Source organism: Peribacillus cavernae, assembly GCF_003989135.1.
GTDB lineage: Bacteria > Bacillota > Bacilli > Bacillales > DSM-1321 > Peribacillus > Peribacillus cavernae.
In genome coordinates this window covers 1-26,145 of sequence record NZ_RYZZ01000023.1, presented here as the reverse complement: position 1 = coordinate 26,145, position 26,145 = coordinate 1, and the positions used below count along the sequence as shown (strand labels likewise).

At 41.8% G+C, this 26,145-nt stretch carries 28 protein-coding genes and 1 pseudogene; 25 read left to right on the top strand and 4 right to left on the bottom strand.

What is annotated here, in order from left to right:
* Window positions 1-223: 223 nt before the first annotated feature.
* Window positions 224-896, bottom strand: a pseudogene (gene yfkAB, locus ELQ35_RS15515) (radical SAM/CxCxxxxC motif protein YfkAB); the annotation flags it as partial.
* 154 nt (window positions 897-1,050) lie between these two features.
* Between yfkAB and ELQ35_RS15510 the strand changes: the two are divergent.
* From ELQ35_RS15510 to rlmD, 15 genes are all read left to right on the top strand, one after another.
* Window positions 1,051-1,239, top strand: a complete 189-nt coding sequence (locus tag ELQ35_RS15510) for an SE1561 family protein (RefSeq protein WP_126865806.1) — start codon at window positions 1,051-1,053, stop codon at window positions 1,237-1,239.
* 252 nt (window positions 1,240-1,491) lie between these two features.
* Window positions 1,492-3,066 (top strand): fumarate hydratase, encoded by a 1,575-nt coding sequence (locus tag ELQ35_RS15505; protein WP_126865800.1) that lies wholly within the window; start codon window positions 1,492-1,494, stop codon window positions 3,064-3,066.
* 432 nt (window positions 3,067-3,498) lie between these two features.
* Window positions 3,499-5,166 (top strand): propanediol/glycerol family dehydratase large subunit, encoded by a 1,668-nt coding sequence (locus tag ELQ35_RS15500; RefSeq protein ID WP_126865798.1) that lies wholly within the window; start codon window positions 3,499-3,501, stop codon window positions 5,164-5,166.
* Window positions 5,167-5,181: 15 nt separating this feature from the next.
* Window positions 5,182-5,760, top strand: a complete 579-nt coding sequence (locus ELQ35_RS15495) for a propanediol/glycerol family dehydratase medium subunit (RefSeq protein WP_126865796.1) — start codon at window positions 5,182-5,184, stop codon at window positions 5,758-5,760.
* Between the two features lie 12 nt (window positions 5,761-5,772).
* Window positions 5,773-6,219 carry a diol dehydratase small subunit gene (locus tag ELQ35_RS15490; RefSeq protein WP_246026093.1) on the top strand — a complete coding sequence of 149 codons (447 nt, stop codon included), beginning with the start codon at window positions 5,773-5,775 and terminating at the stop codon, window positions 6,217-6,219.
* A 4-nt stretch (window positions 6,220-6,223) separates the two neighbouring features.
* Window positions 6,224-8,062 carry a diol dehydratase reactivase subunit alpha gene (locus ELQ35_RS15485; protein WP_126865794.1) on the top strand — a complete coding sequence of 613 codons (1,839 nt, stop codon included), beginning with the start codon at window positions 6,224-6,226 and terminating at the stop codon, window positions 8,060-8,062.
* Window positions 8,059-8,391, top strand: a complete 333-nt coding sequence (locus ELQ35_RS15480) for a glycerol dehydratase reactivase beta/small subunit family protein (RefSeq protein WP_126865792.1) — start codon at window positions 8,059-8,061, stop codon at window positions 8,389-8,391. Before ELQ35_RS15485 ends, ELQ35_RS15480 begins: the two co-directional genes overlap by 4 nt.
* A 15-nt stretch (window positions 8,392-8,406) precedes the next feature.
* Window positions 8,407-8,841, top strand: a complete 435-nt coding sequence (locus ELQ35_RS15475) for a GlcG/HbpS family heme-binding protein (protein WP_126865790.1) — start codon at window positions 8,407-8,409, stop codon at window positions 8,839-8,841.
* Between the two features lie 146 nt (window positions 8,842-8,987).
* Window positions 8,988-9,539, top strand: coding sequence for a cob(I)yrinic acid a,c-diamide adenosyltransferase (locus tag ELQ35_RS15470; RefSeq protein WP_126865788.1), 552 nt, complete (start codon window positions 8,988-8,990; stop codon window positions 9,537-9,539).
* Between the two features lie 176 nt (window positions 9,540-9,715).
* Complete coding sequence (locus ELQ35_RS15465) at window positions 9,716-10,939, top strand: sensor histidine kinase (RefSeq protein WP_126865786.1); 1,224 nt, start codon at window positions 9,716-9,718, stop codon at window positions 10,937-10,939.
* 20 nt (window positions 10,940-10,959) lie between these two features.
* Window positions 10,960-11,727: a response regulator transcription factor gene (locus ELQ35_RS15460; protein ID WP_246026095.1), complete on the top strand. Its 768-nt coding sequence runs from the start codon at window positions 10,960-10,962 to the stop codon at window positions 11,725-11,727.
* A 102-nt stretch (window positions 11,728-11,829) separates the two neighbouring features.
* Window positions 11,830-12,033 carry a hypothetical protein gene (locus ELQ35_RS15455; RefSeq protein ID WP_126865782.1) on the top strand — a complete coding sequence of 68 codons (204 nt, stop codon included), beginning with the start codon at window positions 11,830-11,832 and terminating at the stop codon, window positions 12,031-12,033.
* Window positions 12,034-12,157: 124 nt separating this feature from the next.
* Window positions 12,158-12,952 (top strand): delta-lactam-biosynthetic de-N-acetylase, encoded by a 795-nt coding sequence (pdaA, locus tag ELQ35_RS15450; RefSeq protein ID WP_126865780.1) that lies wholly within the window; start codon window positions 12,158-12,160, stop codon window positions 12,950-12,952.
* Between the two features lie 202 nt (window positions 12,953-13,154).
* Window positions 13,155-14,063, top strand: coding sequence for a DNA-3-methyladenine glycosylase family protein (locus tag ELQ35_RS15445; RefSeq protein WP_126865779.1), 909 nt, complete (start codon window positions 13,155-13,157; stop codon window positions 14,061-14,063).
* On the top strand, window positions 14,035-15,414 hold the full coding sequence (gene rlmD, locus ELQ35_RS15440) for a 23S rRNA (uracil(1939)-C(5))-methyltransferase RlmD (protein WP_126865778.1): 1,380 nt from the start codon (window positions 14,035-14,037) through the stop codon (window positions 15,412-15,414). Before ELQ35_RS15445 ends, rlmD begins: the two co-directional genes overlap by 29 nt.
* A gap of 409 nt (window positions 15,415-15,823) precedes the next feature.
* On the opposite strand, the gene ELQ35_RS15435 is transcribed toward rlmD, so the two are convergent.
* Entirely contained in the window at window positions 15,824-16,297 is a 474-nt protein-coding gene (locus tag ELQ35_RS15435) for a hypothetical protein (RefSeq protein ID WP_221884979.1), read from the bottom strand.
* On the opposite strand from ELQ35_RS15435, the gene ELQ35_RS15430 reads away from it, so the two are divergent.
* Both ELQ35_RS15430 and ELQ35_RS15425 read left to right on the top strand, forming a co-directional pair.
* Complete coding sequence (locus ELQ35_RS15430) at window positions 16,297-17,151, top strand: HipA domain-containing protein (protein WP_126865776.1); 855 nt, start codon at window positions 16,297-16,299, stop codon at window positions 17,149-17,151. The two genes, ELQ35_RS15435 and ELQ35_RS15430, sit on opposite strands and share 1 nt — an antisense overlap.
* A complete protein-coding gene (locus ELQ35_RS15425; RefSeq protein ID WP_126865774.1) occupies window positions 17,148-17,903 on the top strand; it encodes an HIRAN domain-containing protein in 756 nt (251 codons plus the stop codon). The genes ELQ35_RS15430 and ELQ35_RS15425 overlap by 4 nt, the downstream gene beginning before the upstream one ends.
* Window positions 17,904-17,971: 68 nt before the next feature.
* Here ELQ35_RS15425 and ELQ35_RS23770 read toward each other — a convergent pair whose 3' ends face one another.
* Entirely contained in the window at window positions 17,972-18,601 is a 630-nt protein-coding gene (locus ELQ35_RS23770; protein ID WP_425466833.1) for a hypothetical protein, read from the bottom strand.
* Window positions 18,602-18,907: 306 nt separating this feature from the next.
* On the opposite strand from ELQ35_RS23770, the gene ELQ35_RS23485 reads away from it, so the two are divergent.
* Entirely contained in the window at window positions 18,908-19,033 is a 126-nt protein-coding gene (locus tag ELQ35_RS23485) for a hypothetical protein (protein ID WP_281278130.1), read from the top strand.
* A gap of 145 nt (window positions 19,034-19,178) precedes the next feature.
* Here the strand turns inward: ELQ35_RS23485 and ELQ35_RS15410 are convergent, their stop codons facing one another.
* On the bottom strand, window positions 19,179-19,640 hold the full coding sequence (locus ELQ35_RS15410; protein WP_425466832.1) for a hypothetical protein: 462 nt from the start codon (window positions 19,638-19,640) through the stop codon (window positions 19,179-19,181).
* Between the two features lie 308 nt (window positions 19,641-19,948).
* On the opposite strand from ELQ35_RS15410, the gene ELQ35_RS15405 reads away from it, so the two are divergent.
* The 7 genes from ELQ35_RS15405 (at window position 19,949) to ELQ35_RS15375 (ending at window position 26,061) form a co-directional block, all read left to right on the top strand.
* The gene (locus ELQ35_RS15405; RefSeq protein WP_126865770.1) at window positions 19,949-20,242 is read left to right on the top strand and encodes a transporter suffix domain-containing protein; all 294 of its coding nucleotides are present in this window, start codon (window positions 19,949-19,951) and stop codon (window positions 20,240-20,242) included.
* 259 nt (window positions 20,243-20,501) lie between these two features.
* Window positions 20,502-22,253, top strand: a complete 1,752-nt coding sequence (locus ELQ35_RS15400) for an alkaline phosphatase D family protein (protein WP_126865768.1) — start codon at window positions 20,502-20,504, stop codon at window positions 22,251-22,253.
* A 197-nt stretch (window positions 22,254-22,450) separates the two neighbouring features.
* Entirely contained in the window at window positions 22,451-22,756 is a 306-nt protein-coding gene (locus ELQ35_RS15395) for a hypothetical protein (RefSeq protein WP_126865766.1), read from the top strand.
* Between the two features lie 348 nt (window positions 22,757-23,104).
* Entirely contained in the window at window positions 23,105-23,713 is a 609-nt protein-coding gene (locus ELQ35_RS15390; protein ID WP_246026091.1) for a protein kinase family protein, read from the top strand.
* A gap of 66 nt (window positions 23,714-23,779) precedes the next feature.
* Window positions 23,780-24,226, top strand: coding sequence for a DUF6376 family protein (locus tag ELQ35_RS15385; RefSeq protein WP_126865762.1), 447 nt, complete (start codon window positions 23,780-23,782; stop codon window positions 24,224-24,226).
* 262 nt (window positions 24,227-24,488) lie between these two features.
* Entirely contained in the window at window positions 24,489-25,058 is a 570-nt protein-coding gene (locus tag ELQ35_RS15380) for a hypothetical protein (RefSeq protein WP_126865760.1), read from the top strand.
* A 94-nt stretch (window positions 25,059-25,152) separates the two neighbouring features.
* Window positions 25,153-26,061, top strand: a complete 909-nt coding sequence (locus tag ELQ35_RS15375; protein WP_126865758.1) for an HD-GYP domain-containing protein — start codon at window positions 25,153-25,155, stop codon at window positions 26,059-26,061.
* The last annotated feature ends 84 nt before the right edge of the window (window positions 26,062-26,145 follow it).

Here is a 26,145-nt window from a genome sequence, read left to right as displayed (position 1 = left end):
TGAAAAAATTGTCTAGTTTAGTGTTGACATACCAAGTAGAGTAATGCAGATGTTAGGGAGACCTGAGCCAAAAGCTGAGGAGATTACTGTAGGAGTTAATGGAGGACTTATTGTAGAAATAGGTAATCTTGATGTAGATAAGCTGATAAGGAAAGCCTTAAGCCTGTAATGGTTTGAGGCTATTTTTTTTGTTTCATGAATGACATGAGATTTATAACATAGAATACATCGGATGAACTTCATGGAGCTTGCATCCCATTTCTTCGACGATTTGGCGATGGATATGTTCCAAATGGGGAAGCGTGCGCTTGTTCAGCATCGTTTCAGCGGAAACGAGGACACCCGCTTCAGATAAAGCACGTGAATTTTCGATCATTTTTTTCAAATAACTTTGCACGCTGTTCACGGGAAGGCTTACGTTCCATCATCGCAAAACCGCCGTCAATGAAATCGTCGAGAGTACCCCAGTTATGGGAAATATGCAGAACATCCAAATAAGGGATGATGGCTTCGTACCGTTCCAGATCTAATGTTAAATTAGAATTTATTTGTGTACGGACGCCTCTATTCCGGGCATATTTCAAAAGAGGCACTACGTAATTTTCAACTTGTTTCCTGGAAAGCATCGGTTCGCCGCCTGTAAGGCTCAGTGAACGAAGTGTCGGGATTTCATCAAGCCTCTGCGTTAACAGATCCAATGGAAGGGCACTCGGATCCTTCGGCTGAAGCGTATAGCCGACTGCGCAATGCTCGCATCTCATATTGCATAAGGTTGTCGTTGTGAATTCAACGTTCGTTAGCGTAAGTTTTCCATATTGCTCGATATCCATATATGCTTCCCATGGATCGTGACCGGGAGTGATCGGTTGCAGCAGATTATTAGTTGTTGGTATCATTTTAATGTAAACCCCTAACTGTGGGCATGCCCTCACCCATTATCGGAAAGTAGATTGATAATGTCAATGAGAGTGGCCCAATCAGATCTCCTGGATTCAGTTGCACAATTCTTATGATTTAGGTAGGATAGTAGAGATGAAAGGAGCGAAAATAGTGGGAAAATCAATTGTAGACAAAGATGATCAATTAACTTATTTAAAAGAACGCCTATCCATGTTTATGACGGTTCTTGAAAACATCGAACCTGAAAATACTGATCTTGAAGATATAGACCGCTTAATCGGTATTATAGATGAGCTAGAAACAAAAGTTGAACAATTTAAACGGAGCAAAAGCGTATAATTGCTTTCCATTGTATGAGCTTATATCCTGCAACATTCTGAAAACCTTGTATTGGAAACAGGGTTTTTTATTTTGTGTCAGACACAAAAGTATGTGTAATCGGTTGCAATAGATCCCTTTTCTAATCAGAAGTATAGGAGTATAATGAAGCAGGAAAAAATATTTTGAATTGTTCCTTTTTCGCAGGTACAGACAGGATCCATCCTGACTGGGACTGAAAGAAACATGGAAAGATAGAGGGGGAAGCGGGAGATGAATATGGAAAAATTACAAGAAAGTATGTACAACCTGATTGTGGAAACATCAACGAATCTTCCAAGAGATGTTCGCAGAGCAATCAAGGGTGCGAAAGAACGTGAAAATGCGGGAACCCGTTCCGCGATGAGTTTGTCGACAATTACTCAAAACATTTCTATGGCAGATGATAAAGTATCTCCGATTTGCCAGGACACAGGCCTGCCGACATTCAAAATAAAAACACCGGTTGGGGTGAACCAGCTGGAGATCAAAGAAGCCATTAAAAAGGCAATGATTCAAGCTACACAGGATGGGAAAATGCGTCCAAACGCTGTTGATTCGTTAACCGGAAAAAACAGCGGTGATAACCTTGGCCTCGGGCTTCCGGTCATGAAGTTCGAGCAATGGGAAAATGATTACATAGATGTACGGCTTATCCTAAAAGGCGGCGGCTGTGAAAATAAAAACATCCAATACAGCCTACCTTGCGAGCTGGAAGGGCTCGGCAAAGCAGGCCGTGACCTTGATGGAATTCGTAAGTGTATCCTTCATTCTGTTTACCAGGCACAGGGCCAGGGCTGCAGTGCCGGCTTTATCGGCGTCGGAATCGGCGGTGATCGTTCTTCCGGATACGATTTGGCGAAGGAACAATTATTCAGAAATTCAGACGACGTGAATCCCCATGAAGACCTCCGTAAGCTTGAAGAATATATTATAGAAACAGCGAACGAGCTGGGAATCGGTACCATGGGCTTTGGCGGTGAAACGACACTGCTTGGCTGCAAAATCGGTGTCATGCACCGCATCCCTGCCAGCTTTTTTGTTTCGGTTGCCTATAACTGCTGGGCTTTCCGCCGCTTAGGAATAAAAGTGAATCCGGAAACAGGCGAAATTAACGAATGGCTATACAAGGACGGCGATAAAATTGATTTTGCTTCAGAAGCAGAAAAAGAACTTGCCGCTGTAGAATCAGCTGCGTCAGTAGAAACAGCCACCACTCCGACAAACCGTGAAGTGGTCCTGACAGCGCCGATTACCGAAGAACAGATCCGCGAATTAAAAGTAGGCGATGTCGTCCATATTACCGGGATGATGTATACGGGACGAGACGCGATCCATAAATATTTAACGGACCATGATGCGCCGGTAGACCTGAATGGCCAGGTTATTTACCATTGTGGTCCCGTGATGATGAAGGATGAACAAGGCAAATGGCATGTAAAAGCGGCAGGGCCGACTACATCGATTCGTGAGGAGCCTTACCAGGGCGACATTATGAAGAAATTCGGCATCCGCGCCGTGATCGGAAAAGGCGGAATGGGACCGAAAACCCTGGCTGCGCTTCAGGAGCATGGCGGTGTTTATTTGAACGCAATCGGCGGCGCTGCACAGTATTATGCTGATTGCATTAAATCGGTTGAAGGTGTCGACTTAATGGAATTCGGCGTTCCAGAAGCAATGTGGCATCTGAAAGTGGAAGGATTTACAGCTGTCGTGACAATGGATTCCCATGGAAACAGCTTGCACCAAGATGTTGCACAAACTTCGTTGGAAAAATTAGCGCAGTTTAAGGAACCGGTATTTAAATAGAAATAAAAAGCTCCCGTTACTTGTGAATTGACCTTAAACATTGGTGATATTCAACATGTCGAATCGTTCCATTTCTAGCGAGGGGCAAAGGGATTTAGTGAGGCATTATCAAAGCAGTTTCCTCTACGGGACTGCTTTCGATAATGCCTTTTTCTATGGTGAAACTCTGAACCCATACTGTATAAAGATTTGAACTACATTCATAAAAAAGTGTAAAAAGTGCTAATGAATGTAATCAATCTCTAGAGACAAATAGTTGTCAGAAAATTATAATAAGTAAAAGAGAAGAGGCAGGTGAGTTAAAAAACCGTATGAGCTGTTCGATGAGCAGTAAGCAGACAATGGAAGAAACAGAGAGCATTTAGGAAGAAATCACGACTTCTGCGAAAACGTACTAATGATATAAATAATTATAGAAAGAGGGATACTTTCATGCGTCGTTCAAAACGATTTGAAATTTTAGAAGAAAGACCTGTCAATAAGGATGGTTTTGTAAAGGAATGGCCCGAAATGGGGTTTGTCGCTATGTCGAGTCCTAATGATCCAAAGCCTTCTGTCAAAGTTGAAAATGGAAGGATCATAGAATTAGATGGAAAGCTACGAGACGAATTTGATATGTTGGATCAGTTTATTGCAGATTATATGATTGATGCAAATGTGACCGAACAAGTCTTGGCTCTTGACAGCGTGGAGATTGCCCGTAAGCTCGTAGATATCAATGTGTCCCGTGCAGAAGTTTTAGAACTGACAAAAGGACTTACACCCGCAAAAGTATTGGAAGTCCTTAACCACATGAATGTAGTTGAAATGATGATGGCTCTACAAAAGATGCGGGCAAGGAAAACGCCGTCTAACCAATGCCATGTTACAAATGTGCGCGATAATCCTGTACTCATGGCAGCTGATGCTGCGGAAGCGGGGCTTTATGGATTTGATGAACAGGAAACCACGGTTGGGGTTGTCCGTTACGCTCCCTTCAATGCGTTGGCATTACTTGTAGGCTCCCAAACAGCAAGAGGAGGAATCTTAACACAAGATTCGTTAGAAGAAGCGACGGAACTGCGTTTAGCGATGCTTGGATTAACATCCTACGCTGAAACCATTTCGATATATGGAACGGAGCCTGTGTTTATTGATGGAGATGATACACCATGGTCTAAATCATTTTTAGCCTCTTCCTATGCTTCACGCGGTGCTAAAATGCGCTTTACATCAGGTACGGGTTCAGAGGTACAAATGGCAGGTGCGGAAGGAAAATCGATGCTTTATTTAGAAATTCGCTGCGTCATGATGGCGAAAGGAGCTGGCGTTCAAGGTTTGCAAAATGGTTCCATCAGCTGCATCGGTATTCCAGCTTCTGTACCGAGTGGGATCCGTGCCGTCTTGGCTGAAAACTTGGCTACGACATTATTCGATCTGGAAGTAGCCTCTGGAAATGACCAAACCTTCTCTCATTCGGAAATCCGCAGGAGCGCAAAAATGCTTACTCAAATGCTTCCAGGTACAGATTTTATCTTTGCCGGATTTAGTGCAGTACCAAACAATGAAGATATGTTTGCTGGATCGAATATGGATGCCAGCGACCTGGACGATTACTTGATTATTCAGCGGGACATGATGGTGGACGGAGGGTTAAAACCGGTGGATGAAGAAAGTGTCATTGAAGCCCGTTATCAAGCCGCTAAATCGATGCAGGCTATTTTTGAAGAGCTGGGATTCCCTGTTATTACAGATGAAGAAGTCGAAGCGGCAACATATGCCAATAGCAGTGTAGATATGCCAACAAGAAACGTCGTAGAGGATTTAAAATCAGCTGAGCGGATTTTACGGGATGGCATTTCCGGATTTGATATTGCGCTTATTTTGGCTAAGCGTGGATACCGACAGACAGCAGAACGGATTTTTAATATGTTAAAACAAAGGGTTGCCGGTGACTATTTGCATCCTTCGGCAATAATCAATGGAGATAATCTAGTCATAAGCGCAGTAAATGATGAAAACGATTACAAGGGCCCTGGATCCGGATATCGTCTCAGTCCGGAACGATGGGAGGAAATTAAAAACATTCGACAAGCCATCAGTCCACAAGACTTTGATTAAGGGAGGGAACCAAGTATGACGTCAACAACATTTTCGATTGAAATGAAATTAACGGAAATCGGAACGGCAGCAAAAGGAACAAATCCGAGAGAAGTTATCGTAGCAATAGCTCCAGCTTTTGGAAAAGAAATGAATAAAACAATAGTGAAAGTCGACCATGCGTCGGTCCTGCGTGAAATTCTATCCGGGATTGAAGAGCAAGGAGCCGTTCCACGTGTGATTCGCAGCTTGCGTACAGCTGACTTGGCGTTTATGGCGCATGGAGCAGCCCAAATGAGCGGTTCGGGCATCAGCATTGGCTTACAGTCTCGGGGAACGATAGTGATCCATCAGCGCGATTTGGATCCGCTAAGCAATCTTGAATTATTTCCACAATCTCCATTAATTACTTTAGAAATGTACCGGGAGATCGGCCGAAACGCAGCCATGTATGCGATAGGGGAAAGTCCGAATCCCGTACTGGTGGTAAATGACGAAATGACACGCCCTAAGTACCAGGCGGCAGCAGCCTTGCTTTATTTAAAGGAGTGCCAGTCGCTTGTTCCAGATCAAAAGCCTGTTGAATTAAAAGCAGAGTTTTTAATAAAAGACTAGGAGGCAAAACAGATGGATCATTCAATAAAAGAACAAATGAAAAACTTAACGAGAGAAGACTATCCGCTCGGTTCAAAGAGTCCTGATTTGTTATACACACCTACTGACAAGGCCTATAACAATCTAACATTAGAAGCCGCTTTACAAGGGGAAGTAACAAGTGCGGATTTGCGTATCAGTCCCAAAACTCTGGAAATGCATGCGGAGATCAGTGAAAGTTTAGGAAGAACACAACTGGCGAAAAACTTTCGCCGCGCAGCTGAAATGATTAGCATATCGGATGCCCGTATTTTAGAAATCTATAATGCTCTGCGCCCTAACCGCTCGACTAAAGAAGAGCTTTTAGCGATTGCCGATGAATTGGAAAAAAATTATGGAGCGACGGAAAATGCCCTGTTAATTCGCGAAGCTGCGGATGTATATGAAAGACGTGGAAGATTAAAGAAAATTGAGGACTAAAGGGATGGCAGCAAAAATTTTAGCCGGTGTGGATATTGGCAATTCCTCAACTGAAGTAGCAATCGCGAGTGTAGAGGGAGACCATGCACACTTTCTTTCGCAGCATTTAGTTAGAACGACGGGCATAAAAGGAACGACTGATAATGTAAAAGGCATTCGTTTAGCTCTACAGGAAGCGGCCAAAAAAGCGGCTATTGAGTTAAAGGATATTGATCTTATTCGGTTGAATGATGCCGTTCCAGTTATTGGAGATTTGGCCATGGATCTGATAAGCGAAACAATCATTACGGAATCTTCCATGATCGGACATAATCCCGATACCCCGGGGGGAGCAGGTTTAGGTGTCGGGACAACTGTTTTGATTGATCAATTACTTGATGTAGAGGAAAAAGAGCGGGGTTATATCGCCGTCATCCCCAAACCCTTTGATTATGAATGGGTGGCGCACCGCCTGAATCAGGCAGAAAGCGATGGAATATCGGTTACTGGTGCGATTGTTCAAAAAGATGACGGTGTGTTAATACACAACCGCTTGAATAAAAAAATTCCGATCGTTGATGAGGTTTCATTGATTGAAAAAGTTCCTCTTTTGAAATTGGCGGCAATTGAAGTCGCTTTACCGGGACATGTGATTCGGACACTAAGTAATCCATATGGTCTCTCCACTGTTTTTCAATTGGATCCCGACCAGACGATACAAATTGCTTTAGTCGCTAAAGCATTAGTCGGAAACCGCTCCGCTGTGGTGATCCGGACACCACAAGGAGAAGTGGTCGAACGGAAGATAGAAGCGGGCAGGGTCATATTAATAGGATCGAAAAACCAGCAGCTGGAAGTTTCCATTAATGATGGAGCAGAGGCGATTATGAATATGTACGAAAAATTGGAAGAGCTGGTAGACGTCCAAGGAGAAACAGGCACAAATGTCGGGGGGATGTTTAACGGTCTGCGCCACGATTTAGCAGAACTCACAGGACAAGCACTAAATGAAATTAAGATCTCTGACTTTCTGGCCGTTGATGCGGTAATCCCGACCTCTATTAGCGGGTCAATGGCCGGCGAGCTTTCCATGGAAAGTGGTGTTGCTTTAGCTTCCATGGTGAAAACAGATAAAGTCCCTGTCCAGAGAGTCGCACGCTTATTGGAAAAAGAAGTCGGCATTGCCGTTGAAATTGGCGGAGTCGAAGCGGAAATGGCCATTTTAGGAGCCTTAACAACTCCTGGTACACGTAAGCCGATTGTTATTATCGATATGGGCGGCGGTTCAACCGATGCTGCCATGATGAATGAAGCAGGAAAGATCATCTCAAGCCATTTAGCTGGTGCAGGGGACATGGTCACGATGCTGATCAATTCAGAACTCGCTTTAGGAGACAAGGAGCTGGCCGAAAAAATTAAAAAGTATCCTCTGGGGAAAGTACTGAGTATATTCCATATGCAGTTAGAAGACGGCACGATTTTATTTTCTGAAGCTCCCTTTCCCCCCGATACGTTTGGGAAAGTAGTAATTCGAGAAGAAAAAGATCTAACTCCTTTATCAAACAAAGCATCAATGGAGAAAATCAGAGAAATACGCCGGAGTGCCAAACGAAGGGTATTTGTGACAAATGCGCTTCGTGCTCTTAAGCGAGTCGTTCCAACTGGCAATTTAAAACGATTGTCCTTTGTCGTCATGGTTGGAGGATCGGCTCTTGACTTTGAGATTCCGCAAATGCTGACAGAGGAGCTGGGCAAGTACGGAATTGTAGCGGGTTTTGCCAATATACGCGGAACAGAGGGTCCGCGAAATGCAGTAGCAACCGGGTTAGTCTTATCCTCTGTCAGGCAAGAGGTATTAAAATGAATAAACGTGAAATTAACATTCCGATTTTATATAACAGCGCTCTTCTTTCCGAACAAATTAAGGAAGTTTGTGCCGGATTGGAAGAAGAAGGTGTCCCGTTTTCACTTCAAGAGCGGCATAAAACGGGCAGTTTTATTGAATTGGGGGCAGCGGCAGCAGCCATGTCTCCTTTACGAGTAGGTATAGGTATCGATCAAAATGGAAATGTATGTGTGCATCACGAGAAGTTGAAGCAGGAAGAACCATATGTACAAGGCAATATTCAAAACGGACGCAGGTTAGGCAAGAACGCTGCCCGTTTGGTCAAAGGTTTGCCATTATCTTTATAATAGGAGATGAATTAGATGAGTCAGATCAATTTAGAATTAGCGAAAAGGCTGATTGAAAGTGCTGAAAAGAAAGCGAATGAAATGGAAGTTCCTATGGTCATAAGTATTGTTGATGAGGGAGGAAACTTCATAGCCTGCCACCGAATGGATGATGCTTTACTGGTCAGTGTGGATATCGCCCAAAACAAAGCTTGGACTTCTGTAGCGATGAAAATGCCGACCTCAGATTTAGCTCAGGCAGCCGGAATGGGAAAAGACCTTTACGGCATCAACACAACAAATAACGGACGGGTTGTCGTGTTCGGCGGAGGCATCCCGTTGCGTAAAAATGGCCAAATCATTGGAGCCGTTGGCGTAAGCGGAGGATCGGTTGAAGAGGACATGCGAGTGGCCCAGGCGGCAGTCGATCTGCTCGATGATTCAGAATTGATCGCCAGTCTCTCCAAATAAACAAATAGAATGATTTAATCCTAATGAACATTCATGGATGTTGCAACATGACATACCCTCGGAACCAGTCTTTTCGGTTTCAAGGGTATCGTACTTTTATGATGTCGCTGTGTATGAATCGAGTTAAAATAGAGAGGGTGTAAACAGTGAAAGTTTATACAAAATCCGGTGATAAAGGTGACACAAGTTTGGTGTATGGAAAAAGAGTTTCAAAGGCATCTGCGCAAGTGGAAGCTTACGGAACATGTGATGAAGCCAATTCCATGATTGGTTTAGCTTTTTCTTTTTTACCGGATGGAGAAGAATGGGAACAGTTGCAGAAAACCATCCATATCATTCAAACCAAGCTGTTTCACATTGGAGCAGAATTATCCACTCCAGCAGGAAAAAATGTGAAGTGGCCGATTGAAGAAGCAGATGTTTCTTTTTTGGAAGAAGAAATAGACAACATGGAAACTACCCTTCCTGTATTAACCAACTTTATTCTACCCGGCGGAAGTCCGACCGGTGCGTCACTTCATAGTGCAAGGACCATTGTACGAAGAGCGGAGCGGTGTGCGATTGCCTTACATAAAAAAGAACCGGTCAATCCGATTGCTATTAAGTATTTAAATCGTTTATCTGACTATTTATTCGTCCTGGCCCGTCATGTCAATCATCGAATTGGCACAACTGAACCAACGTTACATCAAGATTGAAAAAAGAAAATGGAATAGGCATACGATATTCTCTCTTTTCTTTATCTTCCAATCTATCTTTTTGTCCTTCATCGTATAAAGCGCTTATACTTTTGAGCTTAATAATAGGGTATAATGAAATAGATTCTAATAAAAAAAATAGTAATATGGAAAATAAAAGATTATGGAGGTAGACTTTGACTATATTTACTTTGCGAAATATTGTAAATATTGAGGTTCTTCAGGAAATCCAGGAGCGCTTTTCAGATGCTACGGGTTTCGCAGTCATCATTGCGGATGAGCAGGGTGTACCCGTAACTAAGCCTTCTAATTTTACAAATTTCTGTACCCAAATCCGCTCATCTGAACAAGGGTCACAATGCTGTATAGTATCAGATCGAAAAGTAGGACTCATGTCGGCTGAACAAGCGAAGCCAATCGTACATTATTGCCATTCAGGACTGATTGACCTCGCGGCACCCATTGTTCTGGGCGGCAGGCACCTTGGATCGGTTTTGTGCGGGCAAGTATTAATCGAAGGTCATGATGAGCAACGGGTAGAACAGATTCGTGAAAAGTCGAAGCAGTTACCGATCGATCAAGAACTCCTCCAGCTTTACTTTGAGAAAATTCAATTCACGAGCCAGAACCGAATTGATGCGGCAGCACAAATGCTGCAGCTTGTAGCCAATTATATTGTAAAAATAGGTGCCAACCACCTGGTACAACAAGAATTGAATGAAAAGAATCAGAAGCTGATGGAAGAGCTGCAAATCCGTACAGAGTTGGAGAAACTCCTCCAGGAAGCACAATTGAAGGTACTGCAAGCACAAATTAATCCCCATTTTCTATTTAATACGTTAAACACGATTTCCCGGCTTGCTTATTTGGAAAATGCAGAACAGACACAAAATGTGACGTATTCATTGGCTAAAATCATGAGGTACAGCCTGCGTAATTTCGACCAGATGGTTACGTTACAGGAAGAATTGGATTATATAAAAAACTATCTGAATATCCAGCAAAACCGTTTCCGCAACAGAATCCAGTATGATCAAAAAATAGAATTAGATGCGAAAGCTGTGAAGATTCCTATTTTTACAATTCAACCTATTATTGAAAACGCTATCATGCATGGATTTGAGCCCCAGGACAGCAGAGTCGTCATTCAAATTAAGGGGTTTGTAAAAGAAAATAAAGTATATCTTGAGATTTCGGATACGGGAGCAGGAATGACTGAAGAAGGGGTATCCTCCATATTTTCAAAAGCAAACCAACCAAAAAGTAGCCATACTACAGGAATTGGAATGAATAATGTACAAAAACGGCTGCAGCATTATTTTGGCGAAGAATACGGCATTACCGCGATTGAAAGCAAAATCGGAGTTGGCACAATCGTGCGGATCGCAATTCCAAGGTAAGGGGATGTTCTAGCTTGAAGATGATGATTGTCGATGATGAACCGTTGGAACGGGAAGTATTAACAATGATAATTAACAAGGAAAATCTCAGAATTAGCCAACTCTTCGAGGCAACAAACGGTTTGGATGCCGTGGAATTGGCTAAGCAAGAGCAGATGGATGTCGTATTGATGGACATTAAGATGCCAATAATGAATGGATTGATGGCGGCAGAAATTATTAAGGAGGATGTCCCTGATTGCCGTATTATCTTCCTTACGGCGTATGAGGAGCCTGACTTCTCTTATCAACCGATAAAATTGGGAGCGGGTGATTATTTATTAAAACCAGCTCATCCAAACGAAATCAGGCAAGCATTAATTAAATATATACCAGCCTTAGACCACCCGGCTGACCGCTCTTTGCCAACAATAGCATCTTGCAATCATGAAGATATTATAACGATCATGGAGTTCATAGATAACAATCTTCATTTAGAATTACATTTAGTCACTTTATCCGAGCTGGTCTATCTTAACAGCCAGTATCTCAGCAGGCTGTTTAAACAAGAGACAGGCTGTACGATTACCCAATATATTACAGGTCGCCGTCTTGAAAAAGCAAAACACTTCCTTAGCTATAGCCAGGAGACAGTGATGGAAATTAGCGAGAAATGCGGTTTTTCCGACTCGAACTATTTTGCAAGGGTCTTTAAAAAATACGAAGGAATAACCCCAACACAATATCAACAAAAGTCTCTCATGGGAAGAAAGAAAAGAATCAATTCATTCAATAATTTTGTAATGTAGGATTTATTTGCCTAGAACCAAGAATTTTACTTTTCCATTTGTAGACAGCCCTCACCTCATACTTACTTGTGCATACATTAGTAATGAAGGGAGGGAATAAAAGTGGAAAGTAACTTTTTCATATTTTTCCTTGCAATCTTAGCCGGGTTTGCCTTAATTATTCTTTCTGGTTTTGCTGCAGGAACTCCACTAGCATCATTATTTACAGTACTATCGCCAATTCTCGCTATCATTGGCCTATTAGTGGTCCTACTGTTTGCACTTGCGTTGATTTGGAAAGCCATTAATTTATTGTTCAATCGCTGATCTGAATTAACCATTAAGGATGGGGGAGCCATTCTTTGCTTGGAGTGGCTCTTAATAATGCCAGTATAATTTCTTCCTTCTTTCAAACAATAAAAACAAAAACGATAACAGGAGGAAATGGAATATGAAAAAACTCGCACTCCTTCCTATGGTGTTGTGCTTTTTTATGCTGCTGTCATCTATGGTCTCAGCCGAATCTAATTCACCTCATAATTGGGGCTTTAAGAAAGCGAAAAACGGGGTGCCGGCTGAGGCTGGCAAGATGTATGACGATATGATTACTGAATATGGAGCGATCTATAAAGGAGATACTACAAAAAAAGACATTTATCTAACTTTCGACAATGGCTATGAAAACGGCTATACCGAAAAGGTGCTGAACGTGTTAAAAAAACAGCAAGTCCCGGCTGCATTTTTCGTGACAGGTCATTACTTGAATTCTGCTCCCGACTTAGTAAAACGGATGGTGAAAGAGGGGCATATCGTCGGCAACCACTCCTGGCATCACCCTGACATGACCCGGATTACAGCTGATAAGATTCGCCAGGAACTTGAAATGGTCAAGGAAAAAACCGAACAGCTGACAGGACAGAAAACAATGAATTACCTGCGTCCGCCACGCGGTGTATTCAGTGAAACGACAATGGCAGTCTCCAAAGAAGAAGGATATCTGCATATCTTCTGGTCGCTTGCCTTCAAGGATTGGGAAGTAGACAAGCAAAAAGGGGCACAGAATTCCTATAATGAAGTCATAAAGCAAATCCATCCAGGAGCGATCCTGCTTTTACATACCGTTTCCAAGGATAACGCGGATGCACTCGACTCGATTATCACAGATCTAAAAAAACAAGGATACACCTTCAAAAGCCTCGATGATTTAATGATTCAGCAACAGCTGCCAGATCCGATGCTTTACTAATCAACTAGAGTGGAATTACGCTAAATCAGATGATAATAAATCCAATTCGGCTGGTAATAAGTCCAAATCAAGAGATAATAAATCCAAATTATATAATCATTGGAGTGAAAAGATGGATGCCGCAGAAAGTGGCGCCATCTTTTTTAGGTAATCTAAAGGAAAACGTGCTATAATACGTGAAAAACTGCAAAAGGGTGTTGTTATGTGGACCGAAACACTTGAGGTTCAAGGACCTTATAATTTTGATCTGGTGCTTGACCGATTATTATTGGATCCTCTTCATGTAGTTGACATAGAAAAACACACAATAAAAGTCCCTCTTTATATAGAAGGAGAGCCTGTTGTCATAGAGATACAAAGTACAGGAGACACGGAAAACCCGGTATTCATCATCCAAGGTGAGCTTGAGGAAACAAAAGAATTAGCGGTGCAGCGCCTAAAGAAAGTTTTTCATTGGCACCAGCCGCTTAAAGAAATTGACACCCACTTCAAGAGTACCGACTTGATGGAAATCTTTGAAAAGCATCGCGGTACGGCGATTGTTCTAGATTTTGACTATTACAGCTGTCTTGTAAAGAGCATCGTCCATCAGCAGTTGAACCTTGCTTTCGCCTATAAGCTGACAGAGCGATATGTAAAAACGTTCGGATTCGAGAAGGACGGAGTCTGGTTTTATCCGACTCCGGAACGCGCCGCAGCCCTTACGGTGGAAGAGCTAAGGGAAATCCAATTCAGTGCTCGAAAAGCAGAATATATTATTGGGCTCTCCAGAGAAATTGCAGTAGGAAATCTGGATTTAGATGAGCTTTCAAAGAAAACAGACCAGGAAATTATCGAAACGCTCGTAAAAATCAGAGGGATTGGCAAGTGGACAGCTGAAAGCTTCCTGTTATTCGGGGTCGGACGGCCAAATCTGTTTCCAAAAGCGGATATCGGCCTGCAAAAAGCATTGAAAAAGTTATACGGTCTGCCTGAAAAGCCGACTATGGAGGAAATGGAGACCTACATCAAAGATTGGGCTCCATTCTTAAGCTATGCTTCCCTTTACCTATGGAGAAGCATTGAAAAACGGAGTGAAGAAAATGGCAAATCAGCAAGATACGAAACTTGAAGTGAAGCAAACCTTCCCTTTAACGATAAAACGCCTTGGCATCAACGGCGAGGGGGTCGGCTATTTTAAAAAGAAAGTTGTCTTTGTTCCCGGCGCACTGCCTGGCGAAGAAATTGTTGCCGAAGCAACGAAAGTACAGCCTAAGTTCTCAGAAGCAAAAATTAAAAAAATACGTAAAGCTTCACCGCATCGTATCGCGCCGCCTTGTCCTGTGTATGAAGAGTGCGGCGGCTGCCAGCTCCAGCATTTGCGCTACAGCCAGCAGCTAGTGGGAAAACGCGATATCGTCATTCAATCGATGGAGCGCTATGCAAAATTCCCGATTGAATCTCATCAAATTAGAGAAACAATCGGCATGGATGACCCATGGAACTACCGCAACAAAAGCCAATTCCAGGTTGGCTTGAAAGACGGAAATGTCATTGCCGGTTTATATGGGTTGAACTCACACAACCTGATCGACCTCCCTAACTGCATGGTCCAACATCCTGCCAGCAACAAGGTCACTTCGGTAGTGAAACGGATTTTAAAAGACTTAAACATTTCAATCTATAATGAAAGAAAGAAAAAAGGTGTTATTAGGACGGTGATCACCAGGGTGGGCTTCCAAACAGGCGAGGTCCAGGTAGTAATCGTTACAAACACGGACGAACTGCCGAAAAAAGACTTAATCGTCAAGGCAATTAAAGACCAGCTCCCGGAAGTGAAATCACTCGTTCAAAATGTGAATAACAAAAATACATCACTTATTTTCGGTGAAAAAACAGTGCATCTGGGCGGCGAACAGGTCATTAACGAAACATTGGGTGACCTTTCGTATGAGCTATCAGCCCGGACATTCTTCCAACTGAATCCGATTCAAACCGTGAAGCTCTATGATGAAGTGAAAAAAGCAGCGGCACTAACAGGCAGGGAAAAGGTAGTCGACGCCTATTGCGGTGTAGGAACAATTGGCCTCTGGCTATCAGAAAGCGCAAAAGAAGTCCGCGGCATGGACGTCATTAAAGAATCGATCAAAGACGCACGCAAAAATGCCGAGCGCCATAATCGCAAAAACGTAAAATACGAAGTCGGCAAAGCCGAGCAAATCCTCCCAAAATGGATCAAAGAAGGCTGGAAGCCCGACGTCCTCATCGTCGACCCGCCAAGAACCGGCTGCGACGCCGGCCTGCTGCAAACAATATTAAAAGTAAAACCGAAAAAAGTCATCTATGTCTCATGCAACCCATCAACACTGGCAAAGGATTTGCAGACATTAAGCAAGCTGTATACAGTGGAATACATGCAGCCTGTGGATATGTTTCCGCAGACGTCGCATGTGGAGTGCGTAGCGTTGATAGAGTTGAAATAGCTTGGTGGCAATAGGTTTAGTGGATTTAAAGTGAAAATTGATGTGTGTTTTATGTTCCCTCAGACTAATGGTTCGGGGGGTTTTTTGACCCCCGGGGTCTTACTTTTACGCAGACATAAGAGAGGTTTGGAAAACGTGTATTTTTGCGGAAAGATTGAAGAATTAGATTATGATGGAGCAGTAGTATTGGTGACAAGGGTTTAAAATTAGGGGGAAAATGCCCCGAAATAAAGGGCTTCCAGACATTGAGTTTTCCCCCAGCTACTTTGCCTGACGGGGCAATGTTAGGAAACCCTAATTTTTATTGTTTTAAGAAACATATTAACTGCCCTAAAGGTGATGGGTGTATATCAGCAGTTTAGAAAATGTCTACTTTGCAAGTGCCGAGGAGACATAATAGATGTAAAAACTAGTCTTCTCGCACGGCATCGGTATCAAAAATTCTGTCTAGTTCCTCGCTTGATGTAATACCGCGAACCTTATTCCAGATCGTTGTTATCCCCATATCCAATCGAAAGAAGTGCTCACGACCATCTACACCCTTTTTTAACCGGATAAGCTGAATCCTACCAAATTTGTCCCAGTGCTTCTCTGCAAACTTTGCCAAACCAACAGCTTTAGGGTAATTGTCCTTCCGGCTAGGGTCATGCGGTTCCAGAATATCGAAAACGTAACCTTGTGCGTCAGCTTTCACCACCACTAAATCCGGATACATAGGAGTGGGAACGCCGCTAACTTCATACGGGATTTCAAGTGACCATTTTTTACGGTCCAGATTACGTAACCAACAGACAGCACCGCTTTTGTTTTCTGAGTGACATTTAGGCACATAAATTATATACTTAAAGAAAATAGCGATTTTAGTTGAAGGAGCGATGACCAATGATCGATACCTCGCTCTGGATACGAGATATCAAAAGTCAGGCTTCGGGGACCAGAACAAAGTTCTGGCTACTTGAACCAGAGTCGGATCCTGAAAACGCAACAAAATACCTTTTCAAGATACCTACCGAAGGTACAGGTGGGCATTGGGCTGAATTTGTAGCAAGTAGTGTTGGTACAAAGTTAGGTTTACATACAGCTGAAGTAGAGTTAGCTATGCATAAAGGTACTGTCGGTACAATTTCCAAAAATTTTCGTCCTAAGACGGAAGAATTGTATGAAGGCGGAGATTTGTTCCTGGCACGATTTGAGGATTTTGATCGCCGTTCATTGACTTATTACGAGTTGCCCTACATCATAGACCTCCTTGCAGCATATGATTTAGAGAAGGACTTTGTAGCTTTACCGGTCTTTGATGCATTGATCGCCAATAATGATCGGCACTGTGACAATTGGGGTGTTCTTAGTGGACCTAATGGTATACGATTGGCGCCCATTTATGATAACGGCTCTTCCCTCGGTTTTAACGAAGTCGCAGAAAAAAAGAAAAAAATGTTAACAGATGACAAGATGTTGGCAGGCTTCTGCAACCGCGGTAGGCCAAGCATTGGATTACCTAATAGAAAAAGACCGAAGCATTTTGAGTTGTTATCTTTTCTTCACTGTCATTTGCCTAGGGAAATGGAATTGGCTGTAAAAAGATTAGAACAGCTAAATAAGGGAATACTACTATCCATAGTGAATGATATTCCGAACGACATAATGAATGATTTAGATAAAGAATGGGTGATCCGCCTTTTACTTTACCGGAAGGCATGGATCTTAAATTGGTTTGAAGGGAGTGTGAGAGCATGAGAAAGAGACCGTTTGAGCTGTGGCTGATTTGGCAAAATGTCGAGACACGTCAGCGTTACCATGTAGGTAGATTACTTCATGAAGATGGCATTTATACATTTTCATATGAGACAAATGGGTATAGAAGAAAATTGGCAGAAGCTATGGACAATGGCTATCGACCTCACTTAGCATTCCCAGATACTAATAAGACGTATACTTCCCGTAATCTTTTTGGACCGTTTGCACGACGTTTACCAGACCCCCGAAGACCGGATTATCCATCAGTACTCCGAGAATTGGGACTTTCATCAGAGTGTACAGAAATGGATATTTTGCGGGCTACAGGCGGTATTTTGGCTACAGATTCCTATGAGTTTGTTTCACCAATCCTGGTTGAGAACAACTTATTTGATTTGGATTTCTTTGTTGCAGGATGGCGTTATTATAATGGGGATCAAGTAATTGACCAGCTCCAAGTGGGTGACCGTGTTGAGTTTTCTTTAGACCCCGAGAATGATCATGACAACAAAGCGATCGTAGTGATGTCTGTCAATGGAGAGAAGCTAGGATTTATTCCTGCCTTTTACAGTGGCTGGATGTATGAAGTGATTGAGAAGAAATGTAACTACCAAGCAAAAGTGTGGGCTGTTCATCCACAAGCAGTTCCTCATCGCAAAGTCAGTATTTCGATTACCGGCGAGGTAAGTCAATTTATGAACATTCAGGAATTGTTGAACGACAAAGAGGAATTACGGTTAGTGTTGTGTTAAAAGGTTTGGATGATATGCATACCAAGATTGGTGTATATTCGTTTTGTAACAAAGGTGTTATCATACCGTTATGGTTCAGGTATGATATTGTGTAAACAATCAAACAGCCTGTAAAATTTGTAAGGCCTTCTGCTTCTGCAGGGGGCCTTTTTAACATTTTTGTTTGTATTTAAAAAACACGCCATGAAAAGCCATGTTAAGCCACCCTCTTCCTGTGATATCGTATAAGGTGTAAAAGTAGTATAAACACGAGCCCTTGAAGGTAAATCCTTCGGGGCTTTTTTAATAGAGTATTGGAGTTGAGAACAATGCCAAAAAAACCAAAGAAGCCCTGCAAACACAACGGCTGCCCTTTGTTGACCGATGATAAGTACTGCGAGTTTCATGCAAAGCTTCATGTAAATGATAGACCGAATGCGAGCGAGCGTGGTTACGATAACCGCTGGAGGAAGGCAAGAAAACGATTCTTGAACACTTATCCTCTTTGCAAGTACTGTGAACAGAAAGGAACGCTCACCAAAGCAACGGTGGTAGATCACACCAAACCGCACCGAGGTGACCAGCGACTGTTTTGGAATCAAAGCAACTGGCAGCCTTTGTGTAAGAGGTGTCACGATCGAAAGACAAAAACAGAAGATCGGTATCTTGTTTACACCTTTTGACGCTGCCCCAAGGGGGGATTGAATCTCTACAGCCAATTGCCCAACGGCCGACGCCCCCCATCACGTGAATTTTCGCAGAATTACACAAGGGGGGTATCACCAGACAGGGCATAAAAGTGGAAAATGCCAACAGGCGCAAAGGTTTCTACCGCTTGCAAATTTGCGGTGAGGTTATATAGGGATAGGAATATTTACTAGCTTTTTCATTGTCAACATAGGGTTTGTGCCACTTTTATTAAGAATTAACAAAAGTACATTAAACGCCTAGTTGCTACGGGAATAAAAAACGGAAATTTTGCAGTCACGATTGTTATATCAAGTCTAGATTTTGGAGTGATGAAGATGGAATTTAAAAAGCTGGCCATCGATGATTTAATTCCTGCCAGTTACAATCCAAGAAAAAAACTGAAGCCGGATAGTTGGGAACGGTTTAATCATTCTCTATTTTGTTTTCAAGCACTTGAATAAAGTGCAGCTGCATTAGCATAAGTTAATAGAGACAAAAAAAGCAACTTATTCCCTTACAAACATCGGGCCTGATGGTAAGGAGGGGTTACCTTTTTTGCGTAACCGCGATTACTTTCGACGATCAATGTTACGAATCCTATCATTTTTATTTTACCTCCAGAACAAAAGCATAGGAAGCATCGCCATGTGATAGGTGTTCCTCTTTCTCATCCATCCACCATACACCATAATCATAGTAATAGATCCCTTCCTCTGTTGGTACAACAAACCGATTATCTCTCACTGTGACTTCCTTTTCTTTTCCTTCATTAGTCTGTGTGAGATGGAAGTCATTTGGTTTTGGTTCATAATCAATCACAAACCTTATTTCTTCGTTCGGTTTAACTTTTACGGGTACCTTGCCTTTGAGCCGTTCAACCGATCCTATAGCATCGACACATGTGCCTTTCCAGCAATAAGTTCCCAATGAAGTTTCATATGATTCCTTCCCGATTTTAATCTTGGACTTTGGCGGCTTTTCCCCAGTCGTTCCATCTTTTGAGCAGCCCATGAGAATAAACAGTATAATAACTAATAATGCATTCAGTCTATTTTTCAAATCCTGCACCTCCGTTTATAAATTGACGAGTTTTGATCTTGTTTGGTTTCAAAAAAAGACCGGTTCTAGCAGTCTTCCCGATGTTTTTTCGACCTTCTATGCTTTCACCAGGAATTCTTTATAATCAATGTAGTAGAGGGTGATCACAATTTACAAAATTGCTTAAACAAGTTATCTTTAAAACCACAGGAGAAAATTCCCTGGCAAAATTATAAACCACAACTAAAATCTCAAATTCAGTAACCAAATTCTGAAATTAGCAACCAAATCCCAAACTTAGTAACAAAACTAGCAACCTAACCAATTCGGAGGTTAACATGACTCAATTCTCAAAGAAGAAAAAGAACCCGGTCATCTATAAGATAGGAATATACTTGATAATCATTTCTTTCTTACTTTGGCTTGTTCCAGTAATCGTTCCCTTTTTAAGCATAACCGCGACTGTAAAAGTAACTCTTGTAACAGGTGCATTGATTACAGCTGAAATTTTATTCTGGATTGGTGTAGCCATCGTCGGAAAGGAAGTTGCAAGTAAATATAGAAGTTATTTAAATCCTCGTAATTGGAAAAAGAAAAAGGAGGACCAGAATATTGAGGACAAAAATCAGTAAAGGATAATTGATTCTGTTATTTTTCCATTAAGAAAACTTTAAAAAGTCTAAATCGAAAGACCTATAAATATTCGAAGTGGGACCCTGTTTTTTAATCAAAATTCAATCCAGCGGACGAATTTTCATGTTTGTTTATAAAGACCGGTTAAATTATACCCATATTCTAATCTCGCTCCTTTACAATTCTTTACAGCCGTTTAAAAAAGGCCTTCTATAATAAAGTCTGTTCCAGAGATTTTATACGGAAGGGGAGAAAATCATGGTTGATGAAAGAGATTTGAGTGAATGGATCAAGAAGCTGGATGAAGAATCGCTGCAACAGAAAGCAATGGGCCGCCGAAACTTTCTTCAGGGGGCGGGTAAGATTGCCGGACTTTCTCTAGGATTGACGATTGCTCAGTCAATGGGACGATATGAGGTAAATGCTGCTCCAAAGTTTAGTGACTATCCGTTTACCCTTGGTGTTGCTTCTGGCGATCCCCTTTCAGACGGAGTTGTATTATGGACAAGGCTGGCACCTGATCCGCTCAATGGAGGAGGAATGCCTCAGCAAAATATACCTGTCAAATGGGAGATTGCAAGGGATGAGCATTTCCGTCACATTGTACAGCAAGGCACTGAGTTGGCCAGACCAGAACTCGGCCATTCCATCCACGTGGAAGTGGCTGGATTGAAGCCTGACCGGGTATACTTCTATCGTTTTAAAAGCGGAAATGAGTTCAGTCCTGCGGGGAAAACAAAAACACTCCCGGCAATCGGCGCCAGCGTTTCCAGCATGACTTTCGCATTTGCTTCCTGCCAGCAATATGAACACGGCTACTTTACCGCCTATAAGCATATGGCTAAAGAGGATCTCGACTTAGTCTTTCATCTGGGAGACTACATATATGAATACGGACCAAATGAATATATTTCCGCATCCGGCAACACTCGCACGCATAACAGTCCGGAAATTATCACTCTAGAGGATTATCGAAATCGGTATGCCCAATACCGTTCAGATCCAAATCTAAAATCGGCACACGCTGCATTTCCATGGGTAGTGACATGGGATGACCATGAAGTGGAAAATAATTACGCGAACCTGACTCCGGAAAAAGGCCAATCGGTTGAGGCATTTGTTACACGCCGTGCCGCAGCTTACCAGGCCTATTATGAACACATGCCGCTCCGCAAAACTTCATTGCCTCATGGAGCTGATATGCAAATATATCGAAATTTCTCTTATGGGGATTTAGCGTCTTTCTATGTTCTTGATACCCGCCAATACCGTGATGATCAGGCAAACGATGACAAGAGTTCACCTCAAACGGAGGAATCCCTGGATCCGAAACGGACCCTTCTAGGCAAAGAGCAGGAAGAATGGCTGTTGGGCAATCTCGGCGGCTCAGATTATAAATGGAATGTTCTCGCACAGCAAATATTCTTAGCCCAGCGGAATTACGGAACGAGCACTGCTTCAAAATTTAGTATGGATTCCTGGGACGGCTACCCCGCCGCACGCCAGCGTGTCACCGATTTTGCTAAAAACGAGGATATTAATAATTTGATCGTTCTCACCGGGGATGTCCATGCTAGCTGGGCTTCCAATCTCCTGACTGATTATAACGAGCCGAATTCAGGTATAATTGGTGCGGAATTTGTCGGGACTTCGATTACTTCCGGAGGGAATGGGGCTGATAAGAGATCAGACACCGACCGAATTTTATCACTAAATCCGCATATCAAATTTTTTAATGATTATCGCGGCTATGTTCGCTGCCGGGTTACTCCGGAAAGATGGCAAGCAGATTACCGGGTGCTTCCATTTGTAACGGAGCCAGGAGCAGACATTTCCACAAGAGCTTCCTTTGTCTATGAAAAGGATCAAACCGGGTTAAAGAAAGTTTCATCCACCACTGTTCCTCAAGGTGTCCGAAAATCGGATGAAATCGAAGAGGATCGCCAGCAGGCCCATACCCGTGCCCATGAAAAACAAAAGGATAAAAAGCGGGGGAAAGTCACGAATTAGTCGGACTGTTCCCTAATAAATAATAAATTCTTAAACAGCCAGCCTCATTGTGTACAGGGGGCTGTTTTTTATTGTAATATCGGTATTAGGAATTCCACAAGTATAAAATTTGATCAATTGGATGAATTTGTTATAGTAGGTTTGTTAGGAACTATTTAAGCTTTGACTTTGATCAAAAGGAGCACAAAATAGAGCTAATGGACGAATTAATAGACGCTTATTTGTTTAACAGTATGGAAATGTCGTCAGTTTTAGATACGGAAAATGGGAGTGTTATATTGGATGCCGACGAGAGTCTAACAGGTGAGCCGGAAATAGACTGGGATGACGAGGAAGCAAGTGAACACTTGCTGCCGATTCTTCAGATTACTTCAGATGATGCTTACAGAGTAATGGAACGGTTTGCAGGTACGCAGTCAGAAGAGGCAACTGAACAATTATGGGGTGCTTTAAATCGGAGGAAATTCCAATTTGTCGCAAATCCAGTCAAGAGCTTGGTCTAATCGGTAAAGAACAGGCATACATTTACAAAGAGAGAATACTTCATTATAATGTATACGCCACATTATTTGACGGTAAAAATTTTCTACCCTATAATAATTATATAAATGAAATCTGAATGATTTTCTTCCATGAGGGGAGTAGCTATACAGCAAAGTCGTCAATACGGGATGATCATCCTCGGCCTTGCTGGCAACTCAGGTTGTTTGCGAGACCTTGCCGTTTATTTGGTGAGGTCTTTAGTTCGTTACAAAGACGTTATAACCAAATATCGGTTGTAGCGTCTTTTATTTTATATAAAAGAGTGGATTCCTTATCGAGTCATTCTATTCAGGAAAGGAGTTCGTATGTTGCTTACTTACAGTATTCTTGCCGAAAGTGTGAAAATTCGCTTGCATCAAAAGAAAATATCACTGCTCGATTATGATGAATCCCTAGAGTTTATTGGGGAAGGCCGAAGTGCGTATGTATTCAGAATTCGATCTACAAATAAAGCAATCAAAGTATTTTTTCCCGATCACGTCGATATTGCCCGCGAAGAAGCAGAAATTTATGAAATGCTGCGGGGCATTTCGTATTATCCAACTTTATATGAATCCGGTCGGAATTATTTAGTCATCGACTATATTGAAGGCCTTACGCTTTTTGAATGCCTGGTTCAAGGAATACCGATTACCTCAGATAATATTAAGGAAATTGATCAAGCATTACTATTGGCAAAGCAAAAAGGATTGAATCCATCAGACATCCATTTGCGAAATATATTTATCACTTCTGAGAAAGAAATCAAAGTCATTGATGTGGCCCGATTTCGGCAGACAAAAAAATGCAGACAGTGGAATGACCTTAAATCTGCTTTTTATCGAGTATATCTAAAACGCTTTTTTCCTAAAAAAATTCCTGTCTCTATCTTAAATTTTATAGCCGCTTTGTATAAGAGAAAGTTGATTCCGATGTAACCCGTAATTGTGCGGATAAGTTTCCTGGAAAAATAAATAAATTCTGCAATGGAAGGACGTTTACTGATGAAAAGGATTTTTATCATACTTGGATTGTTATCAACAGTTGTGCTGGGCGGATGCTCAATTCTCGGAGAAGTAAACAATTCCGTGGATTATGTAAATGAAGCCACCGACTATTTGGATAAGGCAAGGAATTTTGCTGAAGATGTACCACAGCTTGCAGAGGACGCTGTCACAAATCAAGAAGCCCGAAAAAACTTGGAAAATGAACTGGAAACCATGCAACAGGACATCAAAGATTTTAATGAAACAAAAGCACCATCCATAGCAGAAGATATTCACAATCAGATTGTGGAATACAATGAGAAATTAAATAAAGGCATTGATTCCTATTTGCAAAATATCGAAAACGGCAAGTTTGATCCTGCCCTGTTACAAGACTCGGAAATTGTGCAGACGGCGAATGAATTAACCAGCCTGATGAACAAGATAGAGAATTTAGGATCTTAACTTAAAGTCACCTCCTTGATTTATTTTAGGAGGTGATTTTTTTGTAGTATTGTTTAAGGCTTTGTTATCATTATTTTTAGAAAAATGTAGAATTATAGACAAATAAATCGTATAATGGTAAAAAATATAAGAATGTTCGGACTTATTTATCTGAATTATGTTTGCATTCAAATTCGTTAGATGTGAAGAGACCATAACCAGGTTCTGTTTTCATGCGTATTCAGATAATGTTTTCGGTTCATTTAAATGGAGGAAAAAGAAAATGAAAAAAAGTTTCGTGTTATTGTTTTCTATTTTTCTAACACTAGCATTTGGTACAGGAGCTTTTGCTGCTGAAAATGGAGATGTTGAAAAAGCGTTGAAGCTTATCGAAAAAACAAATCAAGCAATCGACACAAAAATTGATAAGGCGGTCGCAAAAGCGGACAAGCTTCAAGGTGATTATTTCTCTGACATTCAGTCTGTCAAAGGTGCTGATGTGATTGTTTCATTGAGAGAAGAACAGTCCCGCATGGAAGCAGGGTTGTTAGCTGAAACAGATTCCGATAAAGCCGCTGCAATCAAGGAAAGATTAGCTGCAATTGATGCTGAGGTAATTTCAGCGGAGAACTCATTAAAACAGCAGTCTGAATTTTTTGCGGAGCGCACCGCCCAATTCCATGCAGAATTAGACCAGCTTATCTATGACTTGGACAAGCAGACTGCCGGAATGACAGCTAAAACAATTGAGGCAGCTGCCGAACTGGGAGTAACCGCAGTTTGTGAGTGGAAACATGTAAAGATCGCACATAAGTGGGTGTGGATTGATCCTATCCAACCAGTAGGGTCGTAAAAAAACCTATAAACTACTTTTAACATTTCTAATAGATATAAAATGGGTTCTTTTTGATAGATTCCATTTTTATTTCTAATAAGGAGATATCATGGTGAAGGGTTTAAAAATATCAAAACAAGGTAACCAAATAGATGTAGTGCACCAATTTTCAAATGAGCTCAGTCTATTATCACGAGATAATGGCGTGGATATCATGCTGCAAACAATCTATAAGGATAAGATGTTTTATATATATCCCAGTGAAAATCCTGATGTGCTAGAATTTATTTATATTTTAAATGGGGAGATTGAATGCGATCAGGATGAGGGAAAAGTAACTTTAACCACACGAGACTATTTTACTGTTAAGGGGTTAAAAGAGCCTGTCTATTTTACTGCCAAGACCGACGTCACTTATCTATGGGTCATTACCGAGCCGACTTTTCAACAGGTAAGTGAAGGATTTCGCAAATTAACAGACATTACTAAAAAGGTAGAGGCAAAAGATCGCTATACATTTAATCATAGTGAGAGAGTTGCCACCTATTCGGTAAAGATCGCGAAATATTTTAAACTTCCAGTAAATATGGTTCAAAAATTATTTGAGGCTACTATATTACATGATATTGGAAAAATTAAAGTTCCAGTTGAAGTTTTGAATAAACCGGATAAACTAACGGAAATCGAATGTGACTTAATCAAAAAGCATCCCGGCGATGGAGCAGAAATGGTCAGGGAAACGGGATATTGTTACTTAGGTGAAATCATCGAACAACACCACGAAAGGCTGGATGGTTCAGGCTATCCTTACGGACTCAAAGGTGATGAAATTACATTTGAGGCAAAGATCATTGCTGTCTGTGATACTTTCGATGCTATGACTGAAGACCGCGCATATCGCAAGGCTTATTCAGCGCAATTCGCAATGGATGAGCTAAAAAGCTTAGCGGGGATAAGGTACGATGAAGAAATTGTCAGGGCATTTGAAAAAGTCTTGAAGGATGAAGGTAAAATAGAGTAGAACTTTGTTGTTTTTTCCTAAAAGTGACTATGCAGAGCCGAGAGGGTTCTGTTTTTTTTAGTGTGCCCCGCAGTCACACAATCT